We start from the raw sequence: 22322 nt of genomic DNA on the forward strand, positions 1-22322 counted from the left end.
CCGATCCTTTCCAGCCCCTCCGGCGCTTGAGGAGCGGGGTCCGGGGCAGCGCCCCGATCTTTCCAGCCCCTCCGGCGCTTGAGGAGCGGGGTCCGGGGCGGAGCCCCGTGGGCGCAACCACGTCACCGGGAAACGAACGCCACCCACCGGTCAACGAACGATTTCCGGCCAACATGTTGACCGGCCCCTGACAACCGACCCCCCACGGTGCCACTCTCCCAACCGCACCACTCCGCACTGCGCTCTGCCCGGTCGGACACCCTCCGCCCGTTCCCCACTGACCGCCAACCCGCGGTCATGCAGAAGGAGTTCCGCGTTGCGCAAGAACACCACCTCCCACAGACCCGGCTCGCCCCGCCGCCGGACCACGGCAACCGCTCTCGCCGCCGGCACCATGGCCGCCCTCCTGACGGTCACCCTCCAGACCCTCCCGGCCACCGCGGACGCGGACGACGCGCCCCGCACCGCGCGGCCCGCCGCGGACGCCGACCCCGGCTCGCTCCCCGCGAAGCTCACCCCCGCCAAACGCGCCGAGCTGCTCCGCGAGGCGAACGCGACGAAGGCCGGCACCGCGAAGGACCTGGGCCTCGGCAAGAACGAGAAGCTGGTCGTCCGGGACGTGCTCCAGGACAAGGACGGCACGACGCACACCCGCTACGAGCGCACCTACGACGGCCTCCCCGTCCTCGGCGGCGACCTGGTCGTCGACGCCACGAAGGCCGGAACCACGCAGGACGTCACCAAGGCGTCCAAGGCGGAACTCAAGAACGTCGACACCACACCCTCGGTGAGGCCCGCCAAGGCCGAGACCCAGGCCCTCGCCCTCGCGAAGGCGGACGGCTCGAAGCGGACCGAGGCCGACAAGGCCCCCCGCAAGGTCGTCTGGCTCGGCCAGGGCGCGACGAAGGGGCAGCCCACCCTCGCGTACGAGACGGTGGTCGGCGGGCTGCAGCACGACGGCACCCCGAACGAGCTGCACGTCATCACCGACGCGAGCACCGGCAAGAAGCTCCACGAGTGGCAGGCGATCGAGACCGGCACGGGCAACACCATGTACAGCGGCACCGTCACCCTCGGCACCGCGCAGTCCGGCTCCTCGTACACGCTGAACGACACCGCCCGCGGCGGCCACAAGACGTACAACCTCAACCGCGGCACGTCCGGGACGGGCACCCTCTTCTCCGGCGCCGACGACGTATGGGGCAACGGCTCCGCGTCCAACGCCGAGACGGCCGCCGCCGACGCCCACTACGGCGCCGCGCTGACCTGGGACTACTACAAGAACGTGCAGGGCAGGAGCGGCATCCGCGGTGACGGCGTCGGCGCGTACAGCCGGGTCCACTACGGCAACGCGTACGTCAACGCGTTCTGGGACGACAGCTGCTTCTGCATGACGTACGGCGACGGCAGCGGCAACACCAAGCCGCTCACGTCGATCGACGTGGCCGCGCACGAGATGACGCACGGCGTCACGTCGAACACCGCCGGCCTCAACTACTCCGGCGAGTCGGGCGGCCTGAACGAGGCGACGTCCGACATCTTCGGCGCCACCGTGGAGTTCTACGCCAACAACTCCTCCGACGTCGGCGACTACCTCATCGGCGAGAAGATCAACATCAACGGCAACGGCACCCCGCTGCGCTACATGGACAAGCCGAGCAAGGACGGCGCGTCCAAGGACGCCTGGTACTCCGGCATCGGCTCGGTCGACGTGCACTACTCCTCGGGCCCGGCGAACCACTTCTTCTACCTGCTCAGCGAGGGCAGCGGCACGAAGACGATCAACGGCGTCACCTACAACTCGCCGACGTCCGACGGCCTCCCGGTCACCGGCATCGGCCGCGACAAGGCGGCGCTGATCTGGTTCAAGGCGCTGACCACGAAGTTCACGTCGACGACGAACTACGCGGGCGCCCGCACCGGCACCCTCGCGGTCGCCGGTGAGCTGTACGGGACGACGTCCGCCGAGTACAAGGCCGTGCAGGACGCGTGGGCCGGGGTCGCCGTGGGCGCCCGCTCCGGCGGCGGCGACCCGGGCACCGGAAAGACGTTCACCAACGACGCGAACGTGACGATCCCCGACTACCCGGGCGCGGCCGTCACCTCGTCCGTCACGGTCTCCGGCGTCAGCGGCGCGGCCCCGTCCACGCTGAAGGTCGGCGTCGACATCGTGCACACGTGGAGCGGTGACCTCCAGGTGGACCTGGTCGGCCCGAGCGGCAGGACGTACCGGCTGCACAGCTCCGCGTACGACCCGACGCCCAACATCCAGACCACGTACACGGTCAACGCCTCCGCCGAGACCGCGAACGGCACCTGGAAGCTGAAGGTCCAGGACCTCGGACAGCAGGACACGGGCTACATCAACAGCTTCAAGCTGACGTTCCCGTAGGCCCGCAACGCGAGACAGGGCGTGCCGCACCGGTGGTTCGACTCCCCGGTGCGGCACGCCCGTTCGCGTTCGCATTGCGTGCGTCACTTTTCGCTCAACGGACGAATTCCGGCCAACATCCGATCGCGTACATGACACGTACAGCTGTCAACTGTCACAGTCGTCCCGCACCACCCGCACCACCCGCACGGCAAAGCTCACCCCCCCACATCACACAAGGAGCTTTCTTCGTGACCCCCCACATATCCAGGCGCACCACCCTGTCCATCGCCACCGCCGTCGCCGCGAGCGCCCTGCTCACCGGCGCCCTCACCACGACCGGCGCCGCCGCCCAGCCGTCCGCCCCGGGAGCCACCCCACTGGCTCTCAGCGCCTCGGCCCGCGCCGGCCTGATCAAGGACGCGAGCGCCGAAACGGCGCAAACGGCCGCCGAGTTGAAGCTCGGCGCCAAGGAGAAGCTCGTCGTCCGCGACGTGGTCAAGGACCGCGACGGAACGACCCACACCCGCTACGAGCGCACCTACGACGGCCTCCCCGTCCTCGGCGGCGACCTCGTCGTCCACGAGACGAAGGCGGGCAAGCGCGAGGGCGTCACCCGCGCCACCTCGAAGCCGATCGACGTGGCGACCTCCGGCGCCTCCCTCAAGGCCGCCCCGTCCGGCGCCCGCAAGGTCGTCTGGGCCGCCTCCGGCACGCCGAGACTCGCCTACGAGAAGGTCGTCACGTCCACGAAGAAGGACGGCACGCCCAGCCGCCTGCACGTCGTCACGGACGCGGCCACCGGCAAGAAGATCTTCGCGTACGACGAGATCAGGACCGGCACCGGCGAGTCCCAGTACAGCGGCAGCGTCGAGATCGGGACGAGCGGCTCCGGCTCCTCGTTCTCGCTCACGGACGCGACGCGCGGCGGGCACTCCACGTACGACCTGAAGCACGGCTCGTCCGGCAAGGGCACGCTGTTCACCGACGCCGACGACACGTGGGGCGACGGCACGACCAACGACGCCGCGACCGCCGGTGTCGACGCGGCCTACGGCGCCCAGGTGACCTGGGACTACTACAAGTCGGTGCACGGCCGCAGCGGCATCAACGGCGACGGCAAGGGCGCCTACTCGCGGGTCCACTACGGCGACGCGTACGTCAACGCGTTCTGGGACGACAGCTGCTTCTGCATGACGTACGGCGACGGCGAGGGCAACGCCAAGCCGCTCACCTCGATCGACGTGGCCGCGCACGAGATGAGCCACGGCGTCACCTCGGCCACCGCCAACCTCACGTACAGCGGCGAGTCCGGCGGCCTGAACGAGGCGACCTCCGACATCTTCGGGACCTCGGTGGAGTTCTACGCGAACAACTCCGAGGACGTCGGCGACTACCTCATCGGCGAGAAGATCGACATCAACGGCGACGGCTCGCCGCTGCGCTACATGGACAAGCCCAGCAAGGACGGCAACTCCCTCGACGCCTGGAAGTCCGGCGCCGGGAACGTGGACGTCCACTACTCGTCCGGCATCGCCAACCACTTCTTCTACCTGCTCAGCGAGGGCAGCGGAAAGAAGACGATCAACGGCGTCGACTACGACTCGCCGACCTCGGACGGCTCCACCGTCACCGGCATCGGCCGGGACAAGGCCGAGAAGATCTGGTTCAAGTCCCTGACGACGTACTTCACGTCGAGCACGAACTACGCGCAGGCCCGCACCGGCACGCTCAGCGCGGCGTCCGACCTGTACGGCGCGGACTCCGCCGAGTACAAGGCGGTCGCCGCCGCCTGGTCGGCCGTGAACGTCAAGTAGTCCTCACGGCAGGGCGGTCGGGGCGGGCACGCGGTGTCCGCCCCGGCCGCGCGCTCACCGCATCAGCACCCCGGCCCCCTCCCCCGTCGCCTCCGTCGGCACCACCACGAGCCCCGTCTCCGCGACCGAGGCGAGCAGCGGATGCGCGGGCAGCACCCGCACCGTGTACCCGTAGGGCCCGCTGCGGTCCAGGGCGAGCGGTCCCTCGTACGCCCAGCGCCCCTCGCCGTCGGGCCCGCCGACCGGTTTCAGCGGGACCGTCGTCGGTTCGGTGATCCGGTCCTCGGTGTCGACGCGGCCGGCGACGGCCTGCACCTCGACGTCGTCCGGGCCCAGCGCGCCGAGGGCGACGCGGACATGGAGGCCGAGCGTGGCGCCCAGTTCGGCGCCGCCCGCCGAGGCCTCCACGTGGTCGACGGTGACGCCCGGCCAGGCGGCCCGCACCCGCGCCTTCCACGCGGCGAGGTCCCGCGCGGCGTCCGGGGTGAGCGCCCGCGCGGCCTCGGCGGCGGGGGCGTACAGCTGGTCCACGTACTCGCGGACCATGCGCCCCGCGAGGAGTTTCGGGCCGAGGTGGGTGAGGGTCTGGCGGACCATCTCGATCCAGCGGTCGGGCAGCCCTTCAGGGCCCCGCTCGTAGAAGCGGGGCGCCACCCGGTCCTCCAGGAGCTCGTACAGCGCCGCCGCCTCCAGGTCGTCGCGGCGGTGCTCGTCGGTGGCCGTGCCGTCGGCCGTGGGGATCGCCCAGCCGAAGTCGGGCTCGAACCATTCGTCCCACCAGCCGTCCAGGACCGACAGGTTGAGACAGCCGTTGAGCGCGGCCTTCATGCCGGACGTGCCGCAGGCCTCCAGCGGGCGCAGCGGATTGTTGAGCCAGATGTCGCAGCCGGGGTACAGCTTCTGCGCCATCGCCATGCCGTAGTCGGGCAGGAAGACGATGCGGTGCCGCACGCGCGGGTCGTCGGTGAACCGCACCAGTTCCTGCACGAGCCGTTTGCCGCCGTCGTCGGCCGGGTGCGCCTTGCCCGCGACGACGATCTGCACCGGCCGCTCCTCGTCGAGCAGCAGCCGCATCAGCCGGTCCGGATCGCGCAGCATGAGGGTCAGCCGCTTGTACGAGGGGACGCGGCGCGCGAAGCCGATGGTCAGGACGTTCGGGTCGAGGACGCCGTCGACCCAGCCGAGTTCGGCGGCGCCCGCGCCGCGCTGACGCCAGGACGCGGCGAGCCGCCCGCGCACCTCGTCGACGAGCTGGCGGCGCAGCTCGCCGCGCAGCTCCCAGATGTCCCGGTCGGGGATCTCGCCGACGGCGTCCCAGCGGTCCGAGCCGCCGACCGAGAGGGCGTCCTCGGTGCGCCGCTCCCCGATCTGCCGGGCGCCGAGCCGGTACACCTCGGGGGCGACCCAGGTCGGCGCGTGCACCCCGTTGGTCACGGAGGCGATCGGCACCTCCTCGACGTCGAAGCCGGGCCACAGCCCGGCGAACATGTCGCGGCTGACGGAGCCGTGCAGCGTGGACACGCCGTTGGCGCGCTGGGCGAGCCGCAGGCCCATCACGGCCATGTTGAAGACGTTGGGGTCCCCGCCCGCGTACGTCTCCATGCCGAGGCCGAGGATGCGCTGCACGTCGAGCCCCGGCAGCTCGGCCTCGGCGCCGAAGTGGCGGGCGACGAGCTCCCGGTCGAAGCGGTCGATGCCGGCGGGGACGGGGGTGTGGGTGGTGAACACGGCTCCGGCCCGCACGGACTCCAGGGCCGCGTCGAAGTCGAGTCCCTGCTCGGCGAGTTCGGCGATCCGCTCGACGCCGAGGAAACCGGCGTGCCCCTCGTTGGTGTGGAAGACCTCGGGCGCCGGATGCCCGGTGAGCCGGCAGTACGCGCGTACGGCACGCACCCCGCCGATGCCGAGCAGCATCTCCTGGAGCAGCCGGTGCTCGCTGCCGCCGCCGTAGAGCCGGTCGGTCACGTCGCGTTCGTGGACGTCGTTCTCCTCGACGTCCGAGTCGAGCAGCAGCAGCGGCACCCGGCCCACCTGCGCCTGCCACACCCGTGCGAGCAGCCGCCGCCCGCCGGGCAGGGCGAGCGCGAGGTGCACGGGTGTGCCGTCGGGCTCCCGCAGCAGGGCCAGCGGCAGCTCGTTGGGGTCGGTGACGGGGTACGTCTCCTGCTGCCAGCCGTCCCGCGACAGGGACTGCCGGAAGTAGCCGTGCCGGTACAGCAGTCCTACGCCGATCAGCGGCGCTCCGAGGTCGCTCGCGGCCTTGAGGTGGTCGCCGGCGAGGATGCCGAGGCCGCCGGAGTACTGCGGCAGCGCGGCGGTGATGCCGAACTCCGGCGAGAAGTAGGCGAGGGCGGCGGGGAGCCGGGTGCGCCCGCCCTGGTCCTGGTACCAGCGGTCGTCGTGCAGATAGCCGCGCAGATCGTCGGCGACCTCGCTGAGTCTCGCGAGGAAGTCCTCGTCGGACGCGAGCGCGGCGAGCCGCTCGGGCGGGACGCTGCCGAGGAGTCGCAGCGGGTCGCCGCCGGACCCGGCCCAGCGCTCGGGGTCGGCGGCGGCGAACAGATCACGGGTTCCCGCGTGCCAGGACCAGCGCAGGTTGCGCGCCAAGTCGTGCAGCGGGGCGAGGGGTTCGGGCAGGACGGGGCGGACGGTGAATCGACGGATGGCCTTCACGTGCTCACCTCTGCGGTCGCGCGGAGTACGCCTGTCGTGTCCCCGACGGTAGCCGCCACAACGGGCCGCGGGCCACGGCGCCTCCTGCGCGTGGCCCGCGGCGCGCTGCCAGGGCCTGATCCGAACGACAGGCCCCGGGCGCGTGCTACGCGATCGCCGCTCCGGTGCCGCGCGCCCCGCCGATGTAGTCGGTGAGCGCGGCGTCGTCGTACACCTCGATGTCCAGGGGCGTGCCCCGGGGAACGTCGAAGTCCTTCACGACGGAGTCCACGGGGGCCTCGCTGCCGGGCGCGGAGTAGGTGCCCAGGTTGTGGGTGACACCGCCCCGGGTGGAGGAGACGTGCACGTAGAACGTGTCGCCGTCGTTCGTGGCGTCCAGGATCCGCAGTTGCTGCCGGGCCGGGTCGAAGCGGACCTCGCCGAGGAATTCGGGGCCCTGGGTCAGCGCCACACGGACGCCGACGCCGCCGCCGGTGTCCTGATAGGTGACGGCTGCCTCGGGGTTGGGGTCATGGGCGGCGGCCGGTGCGGCGGCCGCGCCGACGAGCGCGCCCACCGCGAGGGCGGCCCCCGTGAGGATGCGTGCAAGCCGTCGCGGACGTCGGGTCGCTGTCATGCGTGTTGTCCCCCAGATCAAAAAACCACATCCAAACCGTTCGGACGTCGGTACGGGAAGATGCCGCCGCGGGTCGTCGGCGGCCGTCCCACGATGTCAGATTTCATGATCACCCAGAGGCACGCGGCGCCCAGAGGTCCTCAGTCGCCCCGAACCACTACGAAAACCCCACGGACCCGCCGCTCGTCCTCCGCGAGCCACTCGGCGGAGACCTCGCCGACCGCCCCGTCCGGCGCCTTCGCCCCCGCCTCCAGGACGCGCACGATCTCGGGTCGGGCGGCGTCGCCGGTGAGCCGGGCGTGCACGGCCGGGTCGAGGGCGCCGTCGATGCTCTGCGCGTGCGCGGGCACCTCGCCCTTCAGCAGTGCGGTGAGCTGGGCGAGGAGGACGGGGTCCTGGGCCCCGTCGTACACCCAGCGCTTGCCGAGCACGCCGTGCTCGGTGGTGCCGATGAGCGCGTCGTCCGGGGCACCCTCCAGCGGGGCTCCGCGGTAGGCCATCGGGACGTGGTAGGTGACCGGCTCGGGGCCCGACGTGTCCGTCGCGGCCATGAACTCCAGGCCGACGTCCCCGGCCGGGTCGTCGAGACGGAATCCGCCGGCCTTCGCCAGCTCCGGGGCGCCGTCGCCCCGGTACCAGGGCTGCCGCGGCAGCCACTCGGCGAGCAGTTCGAGCTTGGTGGGCGTGAGTGTGGTGCGGTGAATGATCGACACGGCCTCATCATCGGCCGCGGCCGTGCGCGGCGCCAGACCGGTGCGCGCCGCGCCCGGAGGTCCGGCCTCCGCACGCGGACGACCGAAAAACGCCGCAACTCACGCCCAGGACCGCCACGACCGATATGGCCGATTCCGCCACCTCGTACCTCCTTGTGGCGCTTCACACCGCACGAGAGGCTGCCAACTGGCGTGACACCGCGCCGAGTTGAGGAGGGGAACTCATCCATGGCAGGGACCGTGCGAGTGACGCGGAAGCGACGGACGCGCTGGGCCGGCGGGCTCACCGCGGCCGCCACGGTCGCGGTGCTTTCGGCCATCACACTGCCCGCGGACGCCGCCCCCGCTCAGGGACGGATATCCGGCGCCGGGGAACCCGGCTCCATAGCGGGCAGCTACATCGTGACACTGAAGGGGGACACGAGGGCCCCGTCCACCGCGGGCAAGGATCTCGCGGAGAAGTACGGGGCGAAAATACGCCACACCTACAGCAAGGCGCTGAACGGCTACGCGGTGACGCTCGGCGAGGGGCAGGCCAGGCGGCTCGCGGCCGACGGCGACGTCGCATCCGTCGTCCAGGACACCCAGGTCACCATGGAGCACACGCAGAGCAACCCGCCGTCGTGGGGCCTGGACCGCATCGACCAGACCGATCTGCCGCTCGACAAGTCGTACACCTGGCCCGAGTCGGCGGGCAGCGGAACACACGTCTACGTCATCGACACCGGTGTCCGCGCCACCCACCGCGACTTCGGCGGACGGGCCACCAGCGGCTGGGACTTCGTCGACAACGACTCCGTGGCACAGGACGGCAACGGGCACGGCACGCACGTCGCGGCGACCGTCGCGGGCGAGACGTACGGCGTCGCCAAGCAGGCCGACGTGGTCGCCGTACGGGTCCTCGACGACGAGGGCTCCGGCACCACGGCGCAGGTCCTCGCCGGTATCGACTGGGTGACCAAGCACGCGCAGAAACCGGCCGTGGCCAACTTGAGCCTCGGCGGCTTCGCGAACGCCCAACTCGACGCCGCCGTACGCAACTCCATCGCCTCCGGCGTCACCTACACCATCGCCGCGGGCAACGACGGCATGCCCGCCGAGCTGTACTCCCCCGCCCGTGTGAAGGAAGCGATCACGGTCGGCGCGAGCGACAAGAAGGACGCACGTGCGAAATTCTCGAACTGGGGTACTCGAATAGACCTGTTCGCCCCTGGAGTGGACATCACGTCCGCCTCCTACGCGAGCGATTCGGGGAAGGCCACCTTCTCCGGTACGTCCATGGCCTCGCCGCACGTCGCGGGCGCGGCCGCACTGTACCTCGCGGACCACGCGGGGGCCTCGCCCGCCGAGGTGAGCAAGGCGCTCACCGAGCGGGCCGCGACCGGCAAGGTGACGGGCGCGGGCCTCGGCTCACCGAACAAACTGCTCCAGGTCGACAACCCCTAGGACGAAGGAGAGTTCATGACCCGGTCCCGTCGATTTCGGCGGGACCGGTCCTATGTGTTCCCTTACGCGCGAGTAGTGACGAGTAGTTGGTACGACACCGGATTGCCCGCCGTCGGAGCGTGGAAGGCTCCCCCGATACGCCGCACGGCTTCACCGCACGGCCCTCTCCCCGAATCTGATTTCCGCACCCCCCGAATCCTCGCGGACAGGAGCGGTCATGCCCGCAGAACGATCCACTCCCGCAAAAACGCGTGCCACGATCGGCCGCATACCGATACTCGACGTGCGCCCCGCCGTCGAGCACGGCCGCCGCCCGGCCAAGGCCGTGGTCGGCGAGACCTTCCCGGTCACCGCCACCGTGTTCCGCGAGGGCCACGACGCCGTCGCCGCGAACGTCGTGCTGCGCGGCCCCGACGGCAGAACCGGCCCCTGGACCCCGATGCGGGAACTGAGCCCCGGAACCGACCGCTGGGGCGCCGACGTCACCCCCGACGCGATGGGGCGCTGGGCCTTCCGGGTCGAGGCGTGGGGCGACCCCGTGGCGACGTGGTGGCACGCGGCGAAGATCAAGATCCCGGCGGGCATCGACACCGAACTCGTCCTGGAGGAGGGCGCGTTGCTGTACGAGCGCGCCGCGAAGGGCGTCCCCGCCCCGCTCCGCTCCCCGGTCGCGGACGCCGCCGCGATCCTGCGCGACAGCGCCCGACCCGCCGCCTCCCGGCTCGCCGCCGCCCTCGCCCCCGACGTACGGCAGGCCCTGTCCCGGCACCCGCTGCGCGAACTGGTGACACGCAGCGCATGGCTGCCCCTCCTGGTGGAACGGGAGCGGGCCCTGTTCGGGTCCTGGTACGAGTTCTTTCCGCGTTCGGAGGGGGCGGTGGTCCGGGCGGGTGAGCCGCCGGTCAGTGGCACGTTCCGGACGGCGGCGCGGCGGTTGCCGGCGATCGCGGCGATGGGTTTCGACGTGGTGTACCTGCCGCCGGTGCACCCGATCGGGACGACGTTTCGCAAGGGGCCCAACAACTCGCTGTCGCCGGGCCCGTATGACGTGGGGGTGCCGTGGGCGATCGGTTCGCCGGAGGGCGGGCACGATTCGATCCATCCGGATCTGGGCACGTTCGAGGACTTCGACGCGTTCGTGGGCCGGGCGCGGGAGTTGGGGATGGAGGTGGCCCTCGACTTCGCGTTGCAGTGCTCGCCGGATCATCCGTGGGTGGACAAGCATCCGGACTGGTTCCACCACCGTCCGGACGGCACGATCGCGTACGCGGAGAACCCGCCGAAGAAGTACCAGGACATCTACCCGATCGCCTTCGACAGGGATCTGCCCGGTCTGGTGGCGGAGACGGTGCGGATCCTGCGGCTGTGGATGGACCACGGGGTGCGGATCTTCCGGGTCGACAATCCGCACACCAAGCCGGTGGTGTTCTGGGAGAAGGTGATCGCCCAGATCAACGGCACCGACCCGGACGTGATCTTCCTGGCGGAGGCGTTCACGCGGCCGGCGATGATGCGCACGCTGGCCGCGGTCGGCTTCCAGCAGTCCTACACCTACTTCACCTGGCGCAACACCAAGGGCGAACTCACCGAGTACGTACGGGAGTTGGCGGGCGAGACGGCGGCGTACATGCGGCCGAACTTCTTCGTCAACACCCCCGACATCCTGCATGCCTTCCTCCAGGACGGCGGCCGTCCGGCGTTCGAGCTGCGGGCGGTGCTGGCGGCGACGCTGTCGCCGACGTGGGGCGTCTACAGCGGCTACGAGCTGTGCGAGAACACCCCGCTGCGGCCCGGCAGCGAGGAGTACTTGAACTCGGAGAAGTACCAACTGCGGCCCCGGGACTGGGAGTCGGCCGAGCGGGAGGGGCGCACCATCGCCCCGCTGATCACCGCGCTCAACGCGATCCGCCGCCGCAACCCGGCGCTGCGCACGCTGCGCGACGTGCACTTCCACGAGGCCGACAAGGACGCGGTGCTCGTGTACTCCAAGACCACCGCATCCGCACAGGGCTCGAACACGGTATTGGTGGTCGTGAACCTCGACCCGCACCACACCCAGGAAGCGACGGTGTCGTTGGACATGCCGCACCTGGGGCTCGACTGGCACGAATCCGTGCCGGTGCGCGACGAACTCACCGGCGACACCTACCACTGGGGCAGGACGAACTACGTGCGCCTGGAGCCCGGCCGGGCGCCCGCGCACATCCTCGTCCTCACGCGACCGGCCACGCCGCGATGAATTCTCAGGAGCAGACGGGACATGGGATTCGGAGGGTCACCCACACCATGATGATGAATGAACCCGTCCCGGACACCTTCGAGGACACCCCTGCGAAGGACCGGGACCCTGATTGGTTCAAGCGCGCCGTCTTCTACGAGGTGCTGGTCCGCTCCTTCCAGGACAGCAATGGCGACGGCGTCGGCGACCTGAAGGGCATCACCGCGAAGCTGGACTACCTCCAGTGGCTCGGCGTGGACTGCCTCTGGCTGCCGCCCTTCTTCAAGTCCCCCCTCAGGGACGGCGGTTACGACGTCTCCGACTACACGTCGGTCCTCCCCGAGTTCGGTGATCTGGCCGATTTCGTGGAGTTCGTGGACGCCGCGCACCAGCGCGGGATGCGCGTGATCATCGACTTCGTCATGAACCACACCAGTGATCAGCACGAATGGTTCCAGCAGTCGCGCTCGGATCCGGACGGCCCCTACGGGGACTACTACGTGTGGGCCGACGACGACAAGCAGTACGAGGACGCCCGGATCATCTTCGTCGACACCGAGGCCTCGAACTGGACCTTCGACCCGGTGCGCAAGCAGTACTACTGGCACCGCTTCTTCTCCCACCAGCCGGATCTGAACTACGAGAACCCGGCCGTGCAGGAGGAGATCCTCGCCGCCCTGCGCTTCTGGCTGGACCTGGGCATCGACGGCTTCCGCCTGGACGCGGTCCCCTACCTCTACGCCGAGGAGGGCACCAACTGCGAGAACCTGCCCGCCACCCACGAGATGCTCAAACGGGTCCGCAAGGAGATCGACGCCCAGTACCCGGACGTGGTGCTGCTGGCGGAGGCCAACCAGTGGCCCGAGGACGTCGTGGACTACTTCGGCGACGCCGCCTCCGGCGGCGACGAGTGCCACATGGCCTTCCACTTCCCCGTCATGCCGCGGATCTTCATGGCGGTGCGCCGCGAGTCGCGCTACCCGGTCTCGGAGATCCTCGCCAAGACCCCGCCGATCCCGTCGGGCTGCCAGTGGGGCATCTTCCTGCGCAACCACGACGAGCTGACCCTGGAGATGGTCACCGACGAAGAGCGCGACTACATGTACGCGGAGTACGCCAAGGACCCGCGGATGCGCGCCAACATCGGCATCCGCCGCCGCCTGGCCCCGCTGCTCGACAACGACCGCAACCAGATCGAGCTGTTCACCGCGCTGCTGCTGTCCCTGCCCGGCACCCCGATCCTGTACTACGGCGACGAGATCGGCATGGGCGACAACATCTGGCTCGGCGACCGCGACGCGGTGCGCACCCCGATGCAGTGGACCCCGGACCGCAACGCCGGCTTCTCCTCCTGCGACCCGGGCCGGCTGTTCCTGCCCACGATCATGGACCCGGTCTACGGGTACCAGGTCACCAATGTCGAGGCGTCGATGTCGTCGCCGTCGTCGCTGCTGCACTGGACCCGGCGCATGATCGAGATCCGCAAGCAGAACCCGGCGTTCGGCCTGGGCTCGTACACCGAACTGCCCTCCTCCAACCCGGCCGTGATCGCGTTCCTGCGCGAGTACGGCGACGACCTGGTGCTGTGCGTGCACAACTTCTCCCGCTTCGCCCAGCCCACCGAACTCGACCTGCAGGCCTTCAACGGCCGCCACCCCGTCGAACTCATCGGCGGCGTCCGCTTCCCCGCCATCGGCGAACTCCCCTACCTGCTCACCCTCGGCGGACACGGCTTCTACTGGTTCAGGCTGCGTCACGAGAACGGCGAGTAGCGAGAGGGCGGGGCGGTTTTCACCGCCCCGCCCTGGGCACTCTTCCCCGCATACCCGGCACGTCCCCCACTCCGGACAACTCCCTGGACAGCATCACGGCACCCGGGATCCGCCGCGTCGCCCGGCATCCCGGGGAAAGGACGCGACGCCATGTCGGAAGCCGCAACCCGGCCCACCGCACAGCCGGTGGACCCGCTCATGTCGCTCGACCCGCTGCTGCGCGAATGGCTGCCGCGCCAGCGCTGGTTCGCCGGCAAGGGCCGACCGGTCACCGGCTTCACCCTCGACGCGGTCACCGAACTGCTGCCGGACGCGGCCCTGTTGCACCTCCTCGTCCGCGCCCACCAGCCACCGGCCGACGAGGAGGGCCCCGGCGACTGCTACCAGTTGCTGATCGGCACGGCCGAGGCCGCGGCCCCGCACCTGGCGCCCGCGGTGATCGGCCACATCACCCAGGGGCCGCTCGCCGGCCGCACCGCCTACGAGGCGCTCCAGGACCCCCGGCGCGCCGCGGTCCTGCTGGAACGGCTCCGAATACCCGGCGCGCTCGGCGCCCTCCGCTTCCACCGGGGCCCGCACGGCGAGGTGCCGCGCAACCTGGCCTCCCGCCCCCTCACCGCCGAGCAGTCCAACTCCTCGGTCGTGTACGGCGACACCCTGATCGCCAAGCTGTTCCGCAGGGTCACCCCCGGCCTCAACCCCGACCTGGAACTCCCGCTGGCCCTGGCCCGCGAGTCCTGCGACCGGGTCCCGGCGCCGGTCGCCTGGTTCGAGTCGAACGGCACCCCCGGCACGGAACCCGCCACCCTCGGCCTCCTCCAGCCCTTCCTCAAGGGCGCGGCCGACGGCTGGGACCTCGCCCTCAAGCACCTCACCAATCAGCAGGACTTCACCGCGCAGGCCCGCGACCTCGGCCGCGCCACCGCCGAGGTGCACACGGCGCTGGCCCGTGCGCTGCCCACGGTCACGTACACCCGCGCCCACATCGACCAGCTGGCCGACTCCATGACCCACCGCCTGGAGACCACGGCAGCCCAGGTCCCGTCCCTCCTCCCCTACGTCGACGGCCTGCGCTCGGCCTTCGACGCGCTGGCCGACCTGGGCGCGCGGGGCCACACCTGGCAGGCGCAGCGGGTCCACGGCGATCTGCACCTGGGCCAGTGCCTGCGCGAACCGTCGGGCGCCTGGAAGCTGATCGACTTCGAGGGCGAACCGTCCCGCCCCCTGGCCGAACGCCGCCTGCCGCACCCCGTCCACCGCGACATCGCCGGTATGCTCCGCTCCTTCGACTACGCGGCCCGCACCTACCGCCCCTGGCAGGCGGACTGGGCCACGGCCTGCCGAGCCGCGTACTGCGACGGCTACACGGAAGTCTCCGGCACCGACCCCCGCAGCTCCCCCGCCCTCCTCCGCGCCTACGAAACCGACAAGGCCGTCTACGAGGCCCTCTACGAGGCACGGCACAGGCCGGACTGGCTCCAAGTCCCGCTGGCCGCACTGGAACGGTTGGCTGAGGAGTCGCACTAAGGGGCGCGAGGAACTGCGCAATCTTTCAGGAGGGGGCGACCTCAAAGAAGCGGCACCACCACCCGTCCGCCACGCCACCACACGCACACACCACAAGATGGCGCCCAAGGAGGCCCGACCGTGACCCGCCCCCCGACCACCACACCCTCCGCCCCCGTCCCCCCGGACGACCGCACACGCCTCAAGTCCGCCACCCACCACAACCCCCACGGCGTGCTCGGCGCCCATCCCACCCACGGCGGCATCGCCTTCCGCACCTGCCGCCCCTACGCGACCCACGTCGCCGTCACCACCCCGGAGGGCCTCCACGCCGACCTCCACGACGACGGCGAGGGCTTCTTCTCCGGCCTGCTCCAACTCCGCGAGATCCCGCCCGAGTACCACCTGGAGATCACGTACGACGAGACGACGCAGACGATCGCCGACGCCTACGCCCTGCTCCCCTCCCTCGGCGACCTGGACCTGCACCTGATCAACGAGGGCCGCCACGAGGAGCTGTGGACGGCGCTCGGCGCCCGCCCGATGGAGCACCAGGGCGTCCAGGGCACCCGCTTCACGGTGTGGGCCCCCAACGCGCGCGGCGTCCGCGTCGTCGGCACCTTCAACTACTGGGACGGCGCGGCGCACAGCATGCGCTCACTCGGATCGTCCGGCGTCTGGGAGCTGTTCGTCCCGGACATCGGCGAGGGCGAGCTGTACAAGTACGAGATCACCCGCCCCGACGGCAGCAAGACCATGCGCGCCGACCCGCTGGCGACCCGCACGGAGCAGCCTCCCGCCAACTCCTCGGTGGTGCACGCCTCGCACTACACGTGGGGTGACGAGGCGTGGCTGGAGCAGCGGGGCGCGCGTCCGGTGCACCAGGCGCCGTTCTCGGTGTACGAGGTGCACCTGCCGTCCTGGCGGCCCGGCCTGACCTACCGCCAGCTCGCCGAGCAACTGCCCGCCTACGTCGCCGACCTGGGCTTCACCCACGTGGAGCTGCTGCCGGTGGCCGAGCACCCCTTCGGCGGCTCGTGGGGCTACCAGGTCACCGGCTTCTACGCCCCCACCGCCCGCCTGGGCACCCCCGACGACTTCAAACACCTCGTCGACGCCCTGCACCGGGCCGGCATCGGCGTCCTGATGGACTGGGTGCCCGCCCACTTCCCCCGTGATGCCTGGGCGCTGGCCGAGTTCGACGGCCGCCCCCTGTACGAGCACGAGGACCCGCTGCGCGCCGCCCACCCCGACTGGGGCACCCTCGAATTCGACTACGGCCGCAAGGAGGTCCGCAACTTCCTCGTCGCCAACGCCCTGTACTGGTGCCAGGAGTTCCACATCGACGGCCTGCGCGTGGACGCCGTCGCCTCCATGCTCTACCTCGACTACTCCCGCCAGGCCGGGCAGTGGACCCCCAACCAGTTCGGCGGCCGCGAGAACCTCGACGCCGTCGCCTTCCTCCAGGAGATGAACGCCACCCTCTACCGCCGCGTGCCCGGCATCGTCACCATCGCCGAGGAGTCCACCGCCTGGGACGGCGTCACCCGCGCCACCCACCACACCGGCCCCACCGGCTTCGGCGGCCTCGGCTTCGGCCTCAAATGGAACATGGGCTGGATGCACGACTCCCTGGACTACCTCGCCCACGAACCCGTGCACCGCAAGCACCACCACCACGAGATGACGTTCTCCATGGTCTACGCCTACAGCGAGAACTACGTCCTGCCGATCTCCCACGACGAAGTCGTGCACGGCAAACGCTCCCTGGTCTCCAAAATGCCCGGCGACTGGTGGCAACAACGCGCCACCCTCCGCGCCTACCTCGCCTTCATGTGGGCCCACCCCGGCAAACAACTCCTCTTCATGGGCCAGGAATTCGCCCAGGGCGCCGAATGGTCCGAAGCCCACGGCCCCGACTGGTGGCTGCTCGATCCCGGCTACGGCGCGGAACCCGACCACCGGGGCGTCCGCGATCTGACCCGCGACCTGAACGCGAACTACCGTGCCACCCCGGCGCTGTGGGAGCGGGACACCGACCCGGCCGGCTTCTCCTGGCTCGTCGGCGACGCGGCGGAGGACAACGTCTTCGCCTTCCTCCGCCACGCGGCCGACGGCACCCCGCTCCTGTCGGTCTCGAACTTCTCCCCGGTCGTCCGCCACGACTACCGCCTCGGCGTACCGGACGACATCGCGGCCTGGCACGAGACCCTGAACACGGACGCCGCCCGCTACGGCGGCGGCGACGTGACGAACCGCGACCCGCTCAAACCGGACGACACCCCCCACCACGGCCACCCCTCAAGCCTCCGCATCACCCTCCCCCCACTGTCCACAATCTGGCTAACCCCCTGACCCACCCGGCCCTTCCAGCCCCTCCGGCGCTTGAGGTCTTTCCAGCCCCTCCGGCGCTTGAGGAGCGGGGCCCGGGGCAGAGCCCCGATCCTTTGGAGCCCCTCCGGCGCTTGAGGAGCGGGGCCCGGGGCGGAGCCCCGAGGCGTCAGGCACTCACCTCCGCAAGCCCACCCCGCAACGCCGCCGGCACGGCCCCCGCATACACCACACCCAAATCCTGCGTAGCCCGAGTCAGCGCCACATACAGATCACTCACCCCGAACTCCCCCGGCTCGACCACGATCACCCGGTCGAACTCCAACCCCTTGGCCTGCCGCGGATCCAACAGCACGAGATGCCGCGTGAGGTCGGGCTCACCCCCGGCCTCAACCCCCGGCAACCTCGCGGCCAACGCCTCATGAAGCCGCCGAGGCGCGATCACGGCGAGCCGCCCCTCCTCGGGGATCCGCTCGACGGCGGCCTTGGCGGTGGCCTCGACGACATCCTCCGCCCGCACCCCCCACGGCCGCTCCCCGGTGGACCGCACCGACGACGGCGCCTCGTACTCCGGGTACGACTCCCGCAGCACGGCCGCCGCGACCTCCATGATCTCGGACGGCGTCCGGTAGTTGACGCCGAGCCGCGTGTGCTCGAACCGGTCCTCGACGTACGGCGCGAGGATGTCCGCCCAGGCCCCGACGCCACCTTCCTCCGACGTCTGCGCGGGATCCCCGACCAACGTCATCGCCCGCGTCGGCGACCGCCGCATCAGCAGCCGCCACGCCATCGGCGACAGCTCCTGCGCCTCGTCGACGATGATGTGCCCGAACGCCCAGGTCCGGTCCGCGGCGGCGCGCTCCGCGGCACTGCGGTGGTCCTCCTCCTCGTACCACCCGGCGACCCGGTCCGCGTCCACGATGTCGTGCGCGGCGAGCACCTCCGACTCGTCCTCGTCCTCGAACTCGTACGTCTCCGAGCCCCTGGAGAGGTCGAGCACACCCTGCGCGTACGCGATCCGCTCCTGCCGCGCGGCCTCCGCGGCGGCCCGCTCGGCACTGTCGTCGTACCCGAGCAGCTCCGCGGCCTCGTCGAGCAACGGCACATCGCCGACGGTCCACGCGTCGTCACCCGCGTCCACGCGCCGGATGGCCCGCGCGTCGTCCTCCGGCAGATGACTGGGCTCGGCCAGGTAGTCGGCGACGAACCCCTGCGGCGTGAGCGTGGGCCACAGCGACTCGATGCCCGCATGCACCTCGGCGCTCGACGCGACCCCCTTGCCGAGCTGGGCGATGTCGTCGGGCCCGAGGAAGTTCGGCCCGCCGTAGGGGTCCGCGCCGATCCGCTCGGTGAGCTGCTCGGTGAGCGCGTCGATGATGCGGAACGCGAAGTGCGGCCGGGCCAGGTTGTGCGGCAGCTTGGTGTCGCGGGCGGCCTGCCGTGCCTCGTAGGCGATCTCCCAGTCGAGGATGAGGTCGCCGTCGTCGTGCGGGATCACCAACGGGGCACCGGGCTCCGGCAGTTGCTGCCGGTCGGTGACGGCCAGCGCGAGCGCCTCGGCCATGTCGGCCGACCCCTTCACCGTGGCGGCGCGCGCCGTGTCCTTGGCGGTGGCGTGCACGCCGGGGAACAGCTCCCCGACGGTCGCCAGCAGCACCCCGGTCTCACCGAGGGCCGGCAGCACCTCGGAGATGTACTTCAGGAACGCCGGGTTCGGCCCGACGATCAGCACGGCCCGCTTGGCGAGCAGCTCCCGGTGCTCGTACAGCAGATACGCGGCACGGTGCAGCGCGACAGCCGTCTTGCCGGTGCCGGGCCCGCCCTCGACGACGAGCACACCCTGGTGCTCGTGGCGGATGATGCGGTCCTGCTCGGCCTGGATCGTCTGCACGATGTCGCCCATGCGGCCGGTGCGGGCCGAGTTCAGGGCGGCGAGCAGCACGGCGTCACCGGTCGGGTCCTCGAACCCGGTGCGCTCGGAGTCGTCGAGGTCGAGGATCTCGTCGTGCAGCTCGGTGACCGTACGCCCCTCGAGCGTGAGGTGACGGCGCCGGCGCAGCCCCATCGGCGTATGCCCGGTCGCGAGATAGAAAGGCCGGGCGACGGGAGCCCGCCAGTCGATCAACAGAGGCGTACGTTCGGTGTCGTCGGCGCGAATTCCAATACGGCCGATGTGATGCACGGCACCGTCGCCTTCGGCGTCGCTCTTGAGATCAATACGCCCGAAACAGAGCGAGCCCTCGACGGCATTCAGCGCGGCCAGCAGGCCGGACCTCTCGACGACCAGCAGGTCCCGCTCGAGGCGGGCCTGCTGACCGGTTCCCACCGGGGTGATCGCGTCCCGGACCGAGTCCGCGGCGACGCCACGCAGCTCATCGACGCGCCCGTAGAGCGCGTCGATGTATTCCTGTTCTTTCTGCAATTCCAGGCTGTCCCGGCTTGACAAAACAACTCCCTGCCCGGTACCGTGGTTTTTGTTGGCCCCCAGTGAGGGGCCTTTTCTGTGGGCACACAGAAACACCGAATATACCCCGGGCGGGGCTGAATTCCAATTACGGGTTCGGAACCGACGGGACCGCGCCGGCCGCAATCAACCCACGCCCTCCAGCTGCTCCAGTTCCTCCAGCAGCTTCCGCTTGGACCGGGCCCCGACCCGCGACCACACCGGCTCGCCGCCCTGGAACACCATGAGCGTCGGCGTCCCCAGCACCCCGTACCGCACAGCCGTTCCGGGACTCGCGTCGACGTCGATCGCCACGACGTCGAGCCGCTCCCGCTCCTCCTCCGCGATCGCCTTGAGTACCGGCCCCAGCTGCCGGCACGGCCCGCACCACTGCGCGGTGAACTCCACGAGCACGGGCCGCCCGGCCCGCAGCACCTGCTCCTCGAAGTCCGCCTCGGTCACGACACGCAACGTCATGCGCCCTCTCCCAGCTCACAGCGCGGCCCGGTCTCCTGCGCCCCGGCCAGCGCCTCCATGGCCTGCTCGGCACGCGCCAACTGCGCACCGACCTTCTCCCGTACGGCGGTCAACTCGCCGATCAGCGCATCGAGTTCGGCCACCTTGCCCCGGTACACGGCCAGCGAGGCGGGGCACGAGTCACCCTCCGGATGACCGGCCCGCAGGCACTCCACGAACGGCCGGGTCTCCTCCAGGTCGAACCCGAAGTCCTGCAACGTACGGATCTGCCGCAACGCCCGCAGATCAGCGTCGTCGTAGGTCCGGTAGCCGTTGCTGCCGCGCCGCGCGGGCAGCAGCCCGCGCGACTCGTAGTACCTGAGCGCCCGCGTCGTCGTACCGGCGCGGGCGGCGAGCTCTCCGATGCGCATACGAGAGACGGTAGACCTTGCCGCTGACGTCAAGGCCAGTCGACGAGCACGAGGTACAGCACGAGCGTCACCGCGACGGCGAACGGAGCCGCCAGCGCGAACCCGAGCCGCCGGCTCGCGAACCGGCCCTCCCACGGCAGCAGCCACGCCGTCGCGAGCGTCAGCAGCGAAACGGTCAGCCCCCACCCGAAGACGGTGAACGCCCACTCCGCACTCGCCTCGAACCGAACGGCCGCGGCACCGGAACACGCGTCGCAGGCCATCTGCGAGGCGGCGGCGACCACGTAGGCGAAGAACGCCGCGGGCAGCGTGATCACGCTGGACACCAGCGGCGCCACCCACGACCGGGAGCGCGGCGCGGACAGAGCGACGGAGTCGACCACGAGTTCGGAAGTCATACCCCCATCCAAGGCACCCCGCGGCCCCGGCACCTGAGTGCGCGTACTCACGTCACGTACTCAGCCCGCACCGAAAAGGCAGGGGTCATTGTCAGTGCCGGACGCTAAGTTGCGCCCATGACCAACGACGTACGCACGCCGCTGTCCGTACCCCGTTATCTCGACTGCCTGGCCGCCGACTTCGAGCGCCTGCGGGCCGCGGCCTCGGCGGGCCCGGCGACCGCCGAGGTCCCGACCTGCCCCGGCTGGACCCTCACCGACCTGACGCGCCACGTGGGCCAGGTCTACGCCCACAAGACGGAGGCCGTCCGGACGGCGGCCCCGGGCACCGAACCGGAGTGGCCGCCGAAGGGCACGGCCGACGAGGAGCCGCTCGCCCTGCTCGACCGCGCCTACGCCGAACTGCGTGCGGAGTTGACGGCCCGCAGCCCCGAGGACCCTGCCGGCACCTGGTACGCCCCCGACCAGACCGTCGGCTTCTGGATCCGCCGCATGGCTCAGGAGACGGTCGTCCACCGCATCGACGCCGAACTCGCGGCGGGCGAACCGGTCTCCCCGGTCCCGGACGACCTGGCCGTCGACGGCATCGACGAACTCCTGAAGGTCTTCACCGCGTACGCGGTCGCCGAGTGGTCGGACTACTTCAGGGAACCCCTGGCCGCGTCACCGGGCCGCACGTTCGAGGTGATCGCGGAGTCCCCGACAACCCCCAGGGCCTGGCGCATCCACACGGGCCCCGGCCCCCGCTTCGTCGTCGAGGACGTGCAGGGCACCCAGCAGGGCACCGGCGGACCCACCGTGGACGCCACCCTGAGCGGCCGCCCAGCAGCACTGCTGCGGGTTCTGTGGAACCGCCAGGAGACGGTAGGGGCGACGGGAAATCCCGAAGCACTGGAAGAACTGCGCACGTGCCTGCGCACCGCGACGCAGTAATTGCCGCCGACCCTAAACGCAGAAAAGCCCGGACCGTATCCCGGTCCGGGCTTTCCCATCTAAAAATAGTTCGGCGGCGTCCTACTCTCCCACAGGGTCCCCCCTGCAGTACCATCGGCGCTGTGAGGCTTAGCTTCCGGGTTCGGAATGTAACCGGGCGTTTCCCTCACGCTATGACCACCGAAACACTATGAAACT

At 70.8% G+C, this 22322-nt stretch carries 15 protein-coding genes and 1 rRNA gene; 8 read left to right on the forward strand and 8 right to left on the reverse strand.

The features are described from left to right. Positions 1–316 precede the first annotated feature (316 nt). Positions 317–2392: a M4 family metallopeptidase gene (locus ACYBSK_RS30480; RefSeq protein ID WP_460244046.1), complete on the forward strand. Its 2076-nt coding sequence runs from the start codon at positions 317–319 to the stop codon at positions 2390–2392. Between the two features lie 230 nt (positions 2393–2622). After that, the gene (locus ACYBSK_RS30485; protein WP_460244047.1) at positions 2623–4188 is read left to right on the forward strand and encodes a M4 family metallopeptidase; all 1566 of its coding nucleotides are present in this window, start codon (positions 2623–2625) and stop codon (positions 4186–4188) included. A gap of 54 nt (positions 4189–4242) precedes the next feature. Here the strand turns inward: ACYBSK_RS30485 and glgP are convergent, their stop codons facing one another. The 3 genes from glgP to ACYBSK_RS30500 all read right to left on the reverse strand — a co-directional run bounded on the left by glgP (position 4243) and on the right by ACYBSK_RS30500 (position 8190). Then, a complete protein-coding gene (glgP, locus tag ACYBSK_RS30490; RefSeq protein WP_457480459.1) occupies positions 4243–6861 on the reverse strand; it encodes an alpha-glucan family phosphorylase in 2619 nt (872 codons plus the stop codon). Between the two features lie 145 nt (positions 6862–7006). After that, on the reverse strand, positions 7007–7477 hold the full coding sequence (locus ACYBSK_RS30495; RefSeq protein WP_457480460.1) for a hypothetical protein: 471 nt from the start codon (positions 7475–7477) through the stop codon (positions 7007–7009). 140 nt (positions 7478–7617) lie between these two features. Then, positions 7618–8190 (reverse strand): maltokinase N-terminal cap-like domain-containing protein, encoded by a 573-nt coding sequence (locus ACYBSK_RS30500; protein ID WP_460244048.1) that lies wholly within the window; start codon positions 8188–8190, stop codon positions 7618–7620. A 228-nt stretch (positions 8191–8418) separates the two neighbouring features. On the opposite strand from ACYBSK_RS30500, the gene ACYBSK_RS30505 reads away from it, so the two are divergent. The 5 genes from ACYBSK_RS30505 to glgB all read left to right on the forward strand — a co-directional run bounded on the left by ACYBSK_RS30505 (position 8419) and on the right by glgB (position 17487). Continuing rightward, positions 8419–9636 carry a S8 family peptidase gene (locus ACYBSK_RS30505; protein WP_457480462.1) on the forward strand — a complete coding sequence of 406 codons (1218 nt, stop codon included), beginning with the start codon at positions 8419–8421 and terminating at the stop codon, positions 9634–9636. 217 nt (positions 9637–9853) lie between these two features. Beyond that, entirely contained in the window at positions 9854–11875 is a 2022-nt protein-coding gene (locus ACYBSK_RS30510; protein ID WP_460244049.1) for an alpha-1,4-glucan--maltose-1-phosphate maltosyltransferase, read from the forward strand. Positions 11876–11922: 47 nt separating this feature from the next. Then, positions 11923–13626: a maltose alpha-D-glucosyltransferase gene (gene treS, locus ACYBSK_RS30515; RefSeq protein ID WP_460244050.1), complete on the forward strand. Its 1704-nt coding sequence runs from the start codon at positions 11923–11925 to the stop codon at positions 13624–13626. Positions 13627–13776: 150 nt separating this feature from the next. Further along, the gene (locus ACYBSK_RS30520) at positions 13777–15153 is read left to right on the forward strand and encodes a maltokinase N-terminal cap-like domain-containing protein (protein WP_460244051.1); all 1377 of its coding nucleotides are present in this window, start codon (positions 13777–13779) and stop codon (positions 15151–15153) included. Positions 15154–15273: 120 nt separating this feature from the next. Next, entirely contained in the window at positions 15274–17487 is a 2214-nt protein-coding gene (glgB, locus tag ACYBSK_RS30525) for a 1,4-alpha-glucan branching enzyme (protein ID WP_460244052.1), read from the forward strand. Between the two features lie 145 nt (positions 17488–17632). Here the strand turns inward: glgB and ACYBSK_RS30530 are convergent, their stop codons facing one another. The 4 genes from ACYBSK_RS30530 to ACYBSK_RS30545 all read right to left on the reverse strand — a co-directional run bounded on the left by ACYBSK_RS30530 (position 17633) and on the right by ACYBSK_RS30545 (position 21191). Further along, the gene (locus ACYBSK_RS30530; RefSeq protein WP_460247131.1) at positions 17633–19885 is read right to left on the reverse strand and encodes a HelD family protein; all 2253 of its coding nucleotides are present in this window, start codon (positions 19883–19885) and stop codon (positions 17633–17635) included. Positions 19886–20053: 168 nt separating this feature from the next. After that, the gene (locus ACYBSK_RS30535; protein ID WP_457480467.1) at positions 20054–20383 is read right to left on the reverse strand and encodes a thioredoxin family protein; all 330 of its coding nucleotides are present in this window, start codon (positions 20381–20383) and stop codon (positions 20054–20056) included. Next, positions 20380–20793 (reverse strand): MerR family transcriptional regulator, encoded by a 414-nt coding sequence (locus ACYBSK_RS30540; protein ID WP_460244053.1) that lies wholly within the window; start codon positions 20791–20793, stop codon positions 20380–20382. The genes ACYBSK_RS30535 and ACYBSK_RS30540 overlap by 4 nt, the downstream gene beginning before the upstream one ends. 29 nt (positions 20794–20822) lie before the next feature. After that, positions 20823–21191, reverse strand: a complete 369-nt coding sequence (locus ACYBSK_RS30545; protein ID WP_457480469.1) for a hypothetical protein — start codon at positions 21189–21191, stop codon at positions 20823–20825. 117 nt (positions 21192–21308) lie between these two features. On the opposite strand from ACYBSK_RS30545, the gene ACYBSK_RS30550 reads away from it, so the two are divergent. Next, positions 21309–22124 (forward strand): maleylpyruvate isomerase family mycothiol-dependent enzyme, encoded by an 816-nt coding sequence (locus ACYBSK_RS30550; protein WP_460244054.1) that lies wholly within the window; start codon positions 21309–21311, stop codon positions 22122–22124. 68 nt (positions 22125–22192) lie between these two features. Here ACYBSK_RS30550 and rrf read toward each other — a convergent pair. Next, a 5S ribosomal RNA gene (rrf, locus tag ACYBSK_RS30555) occupies positions 22193–22309 on the reverse strand. Positions 22310–22322 lie beyond the last annotated feature (13 nt).

It is taken from the genome of Streptomyces sp. BYX5S (assembly GCF_054724165.1).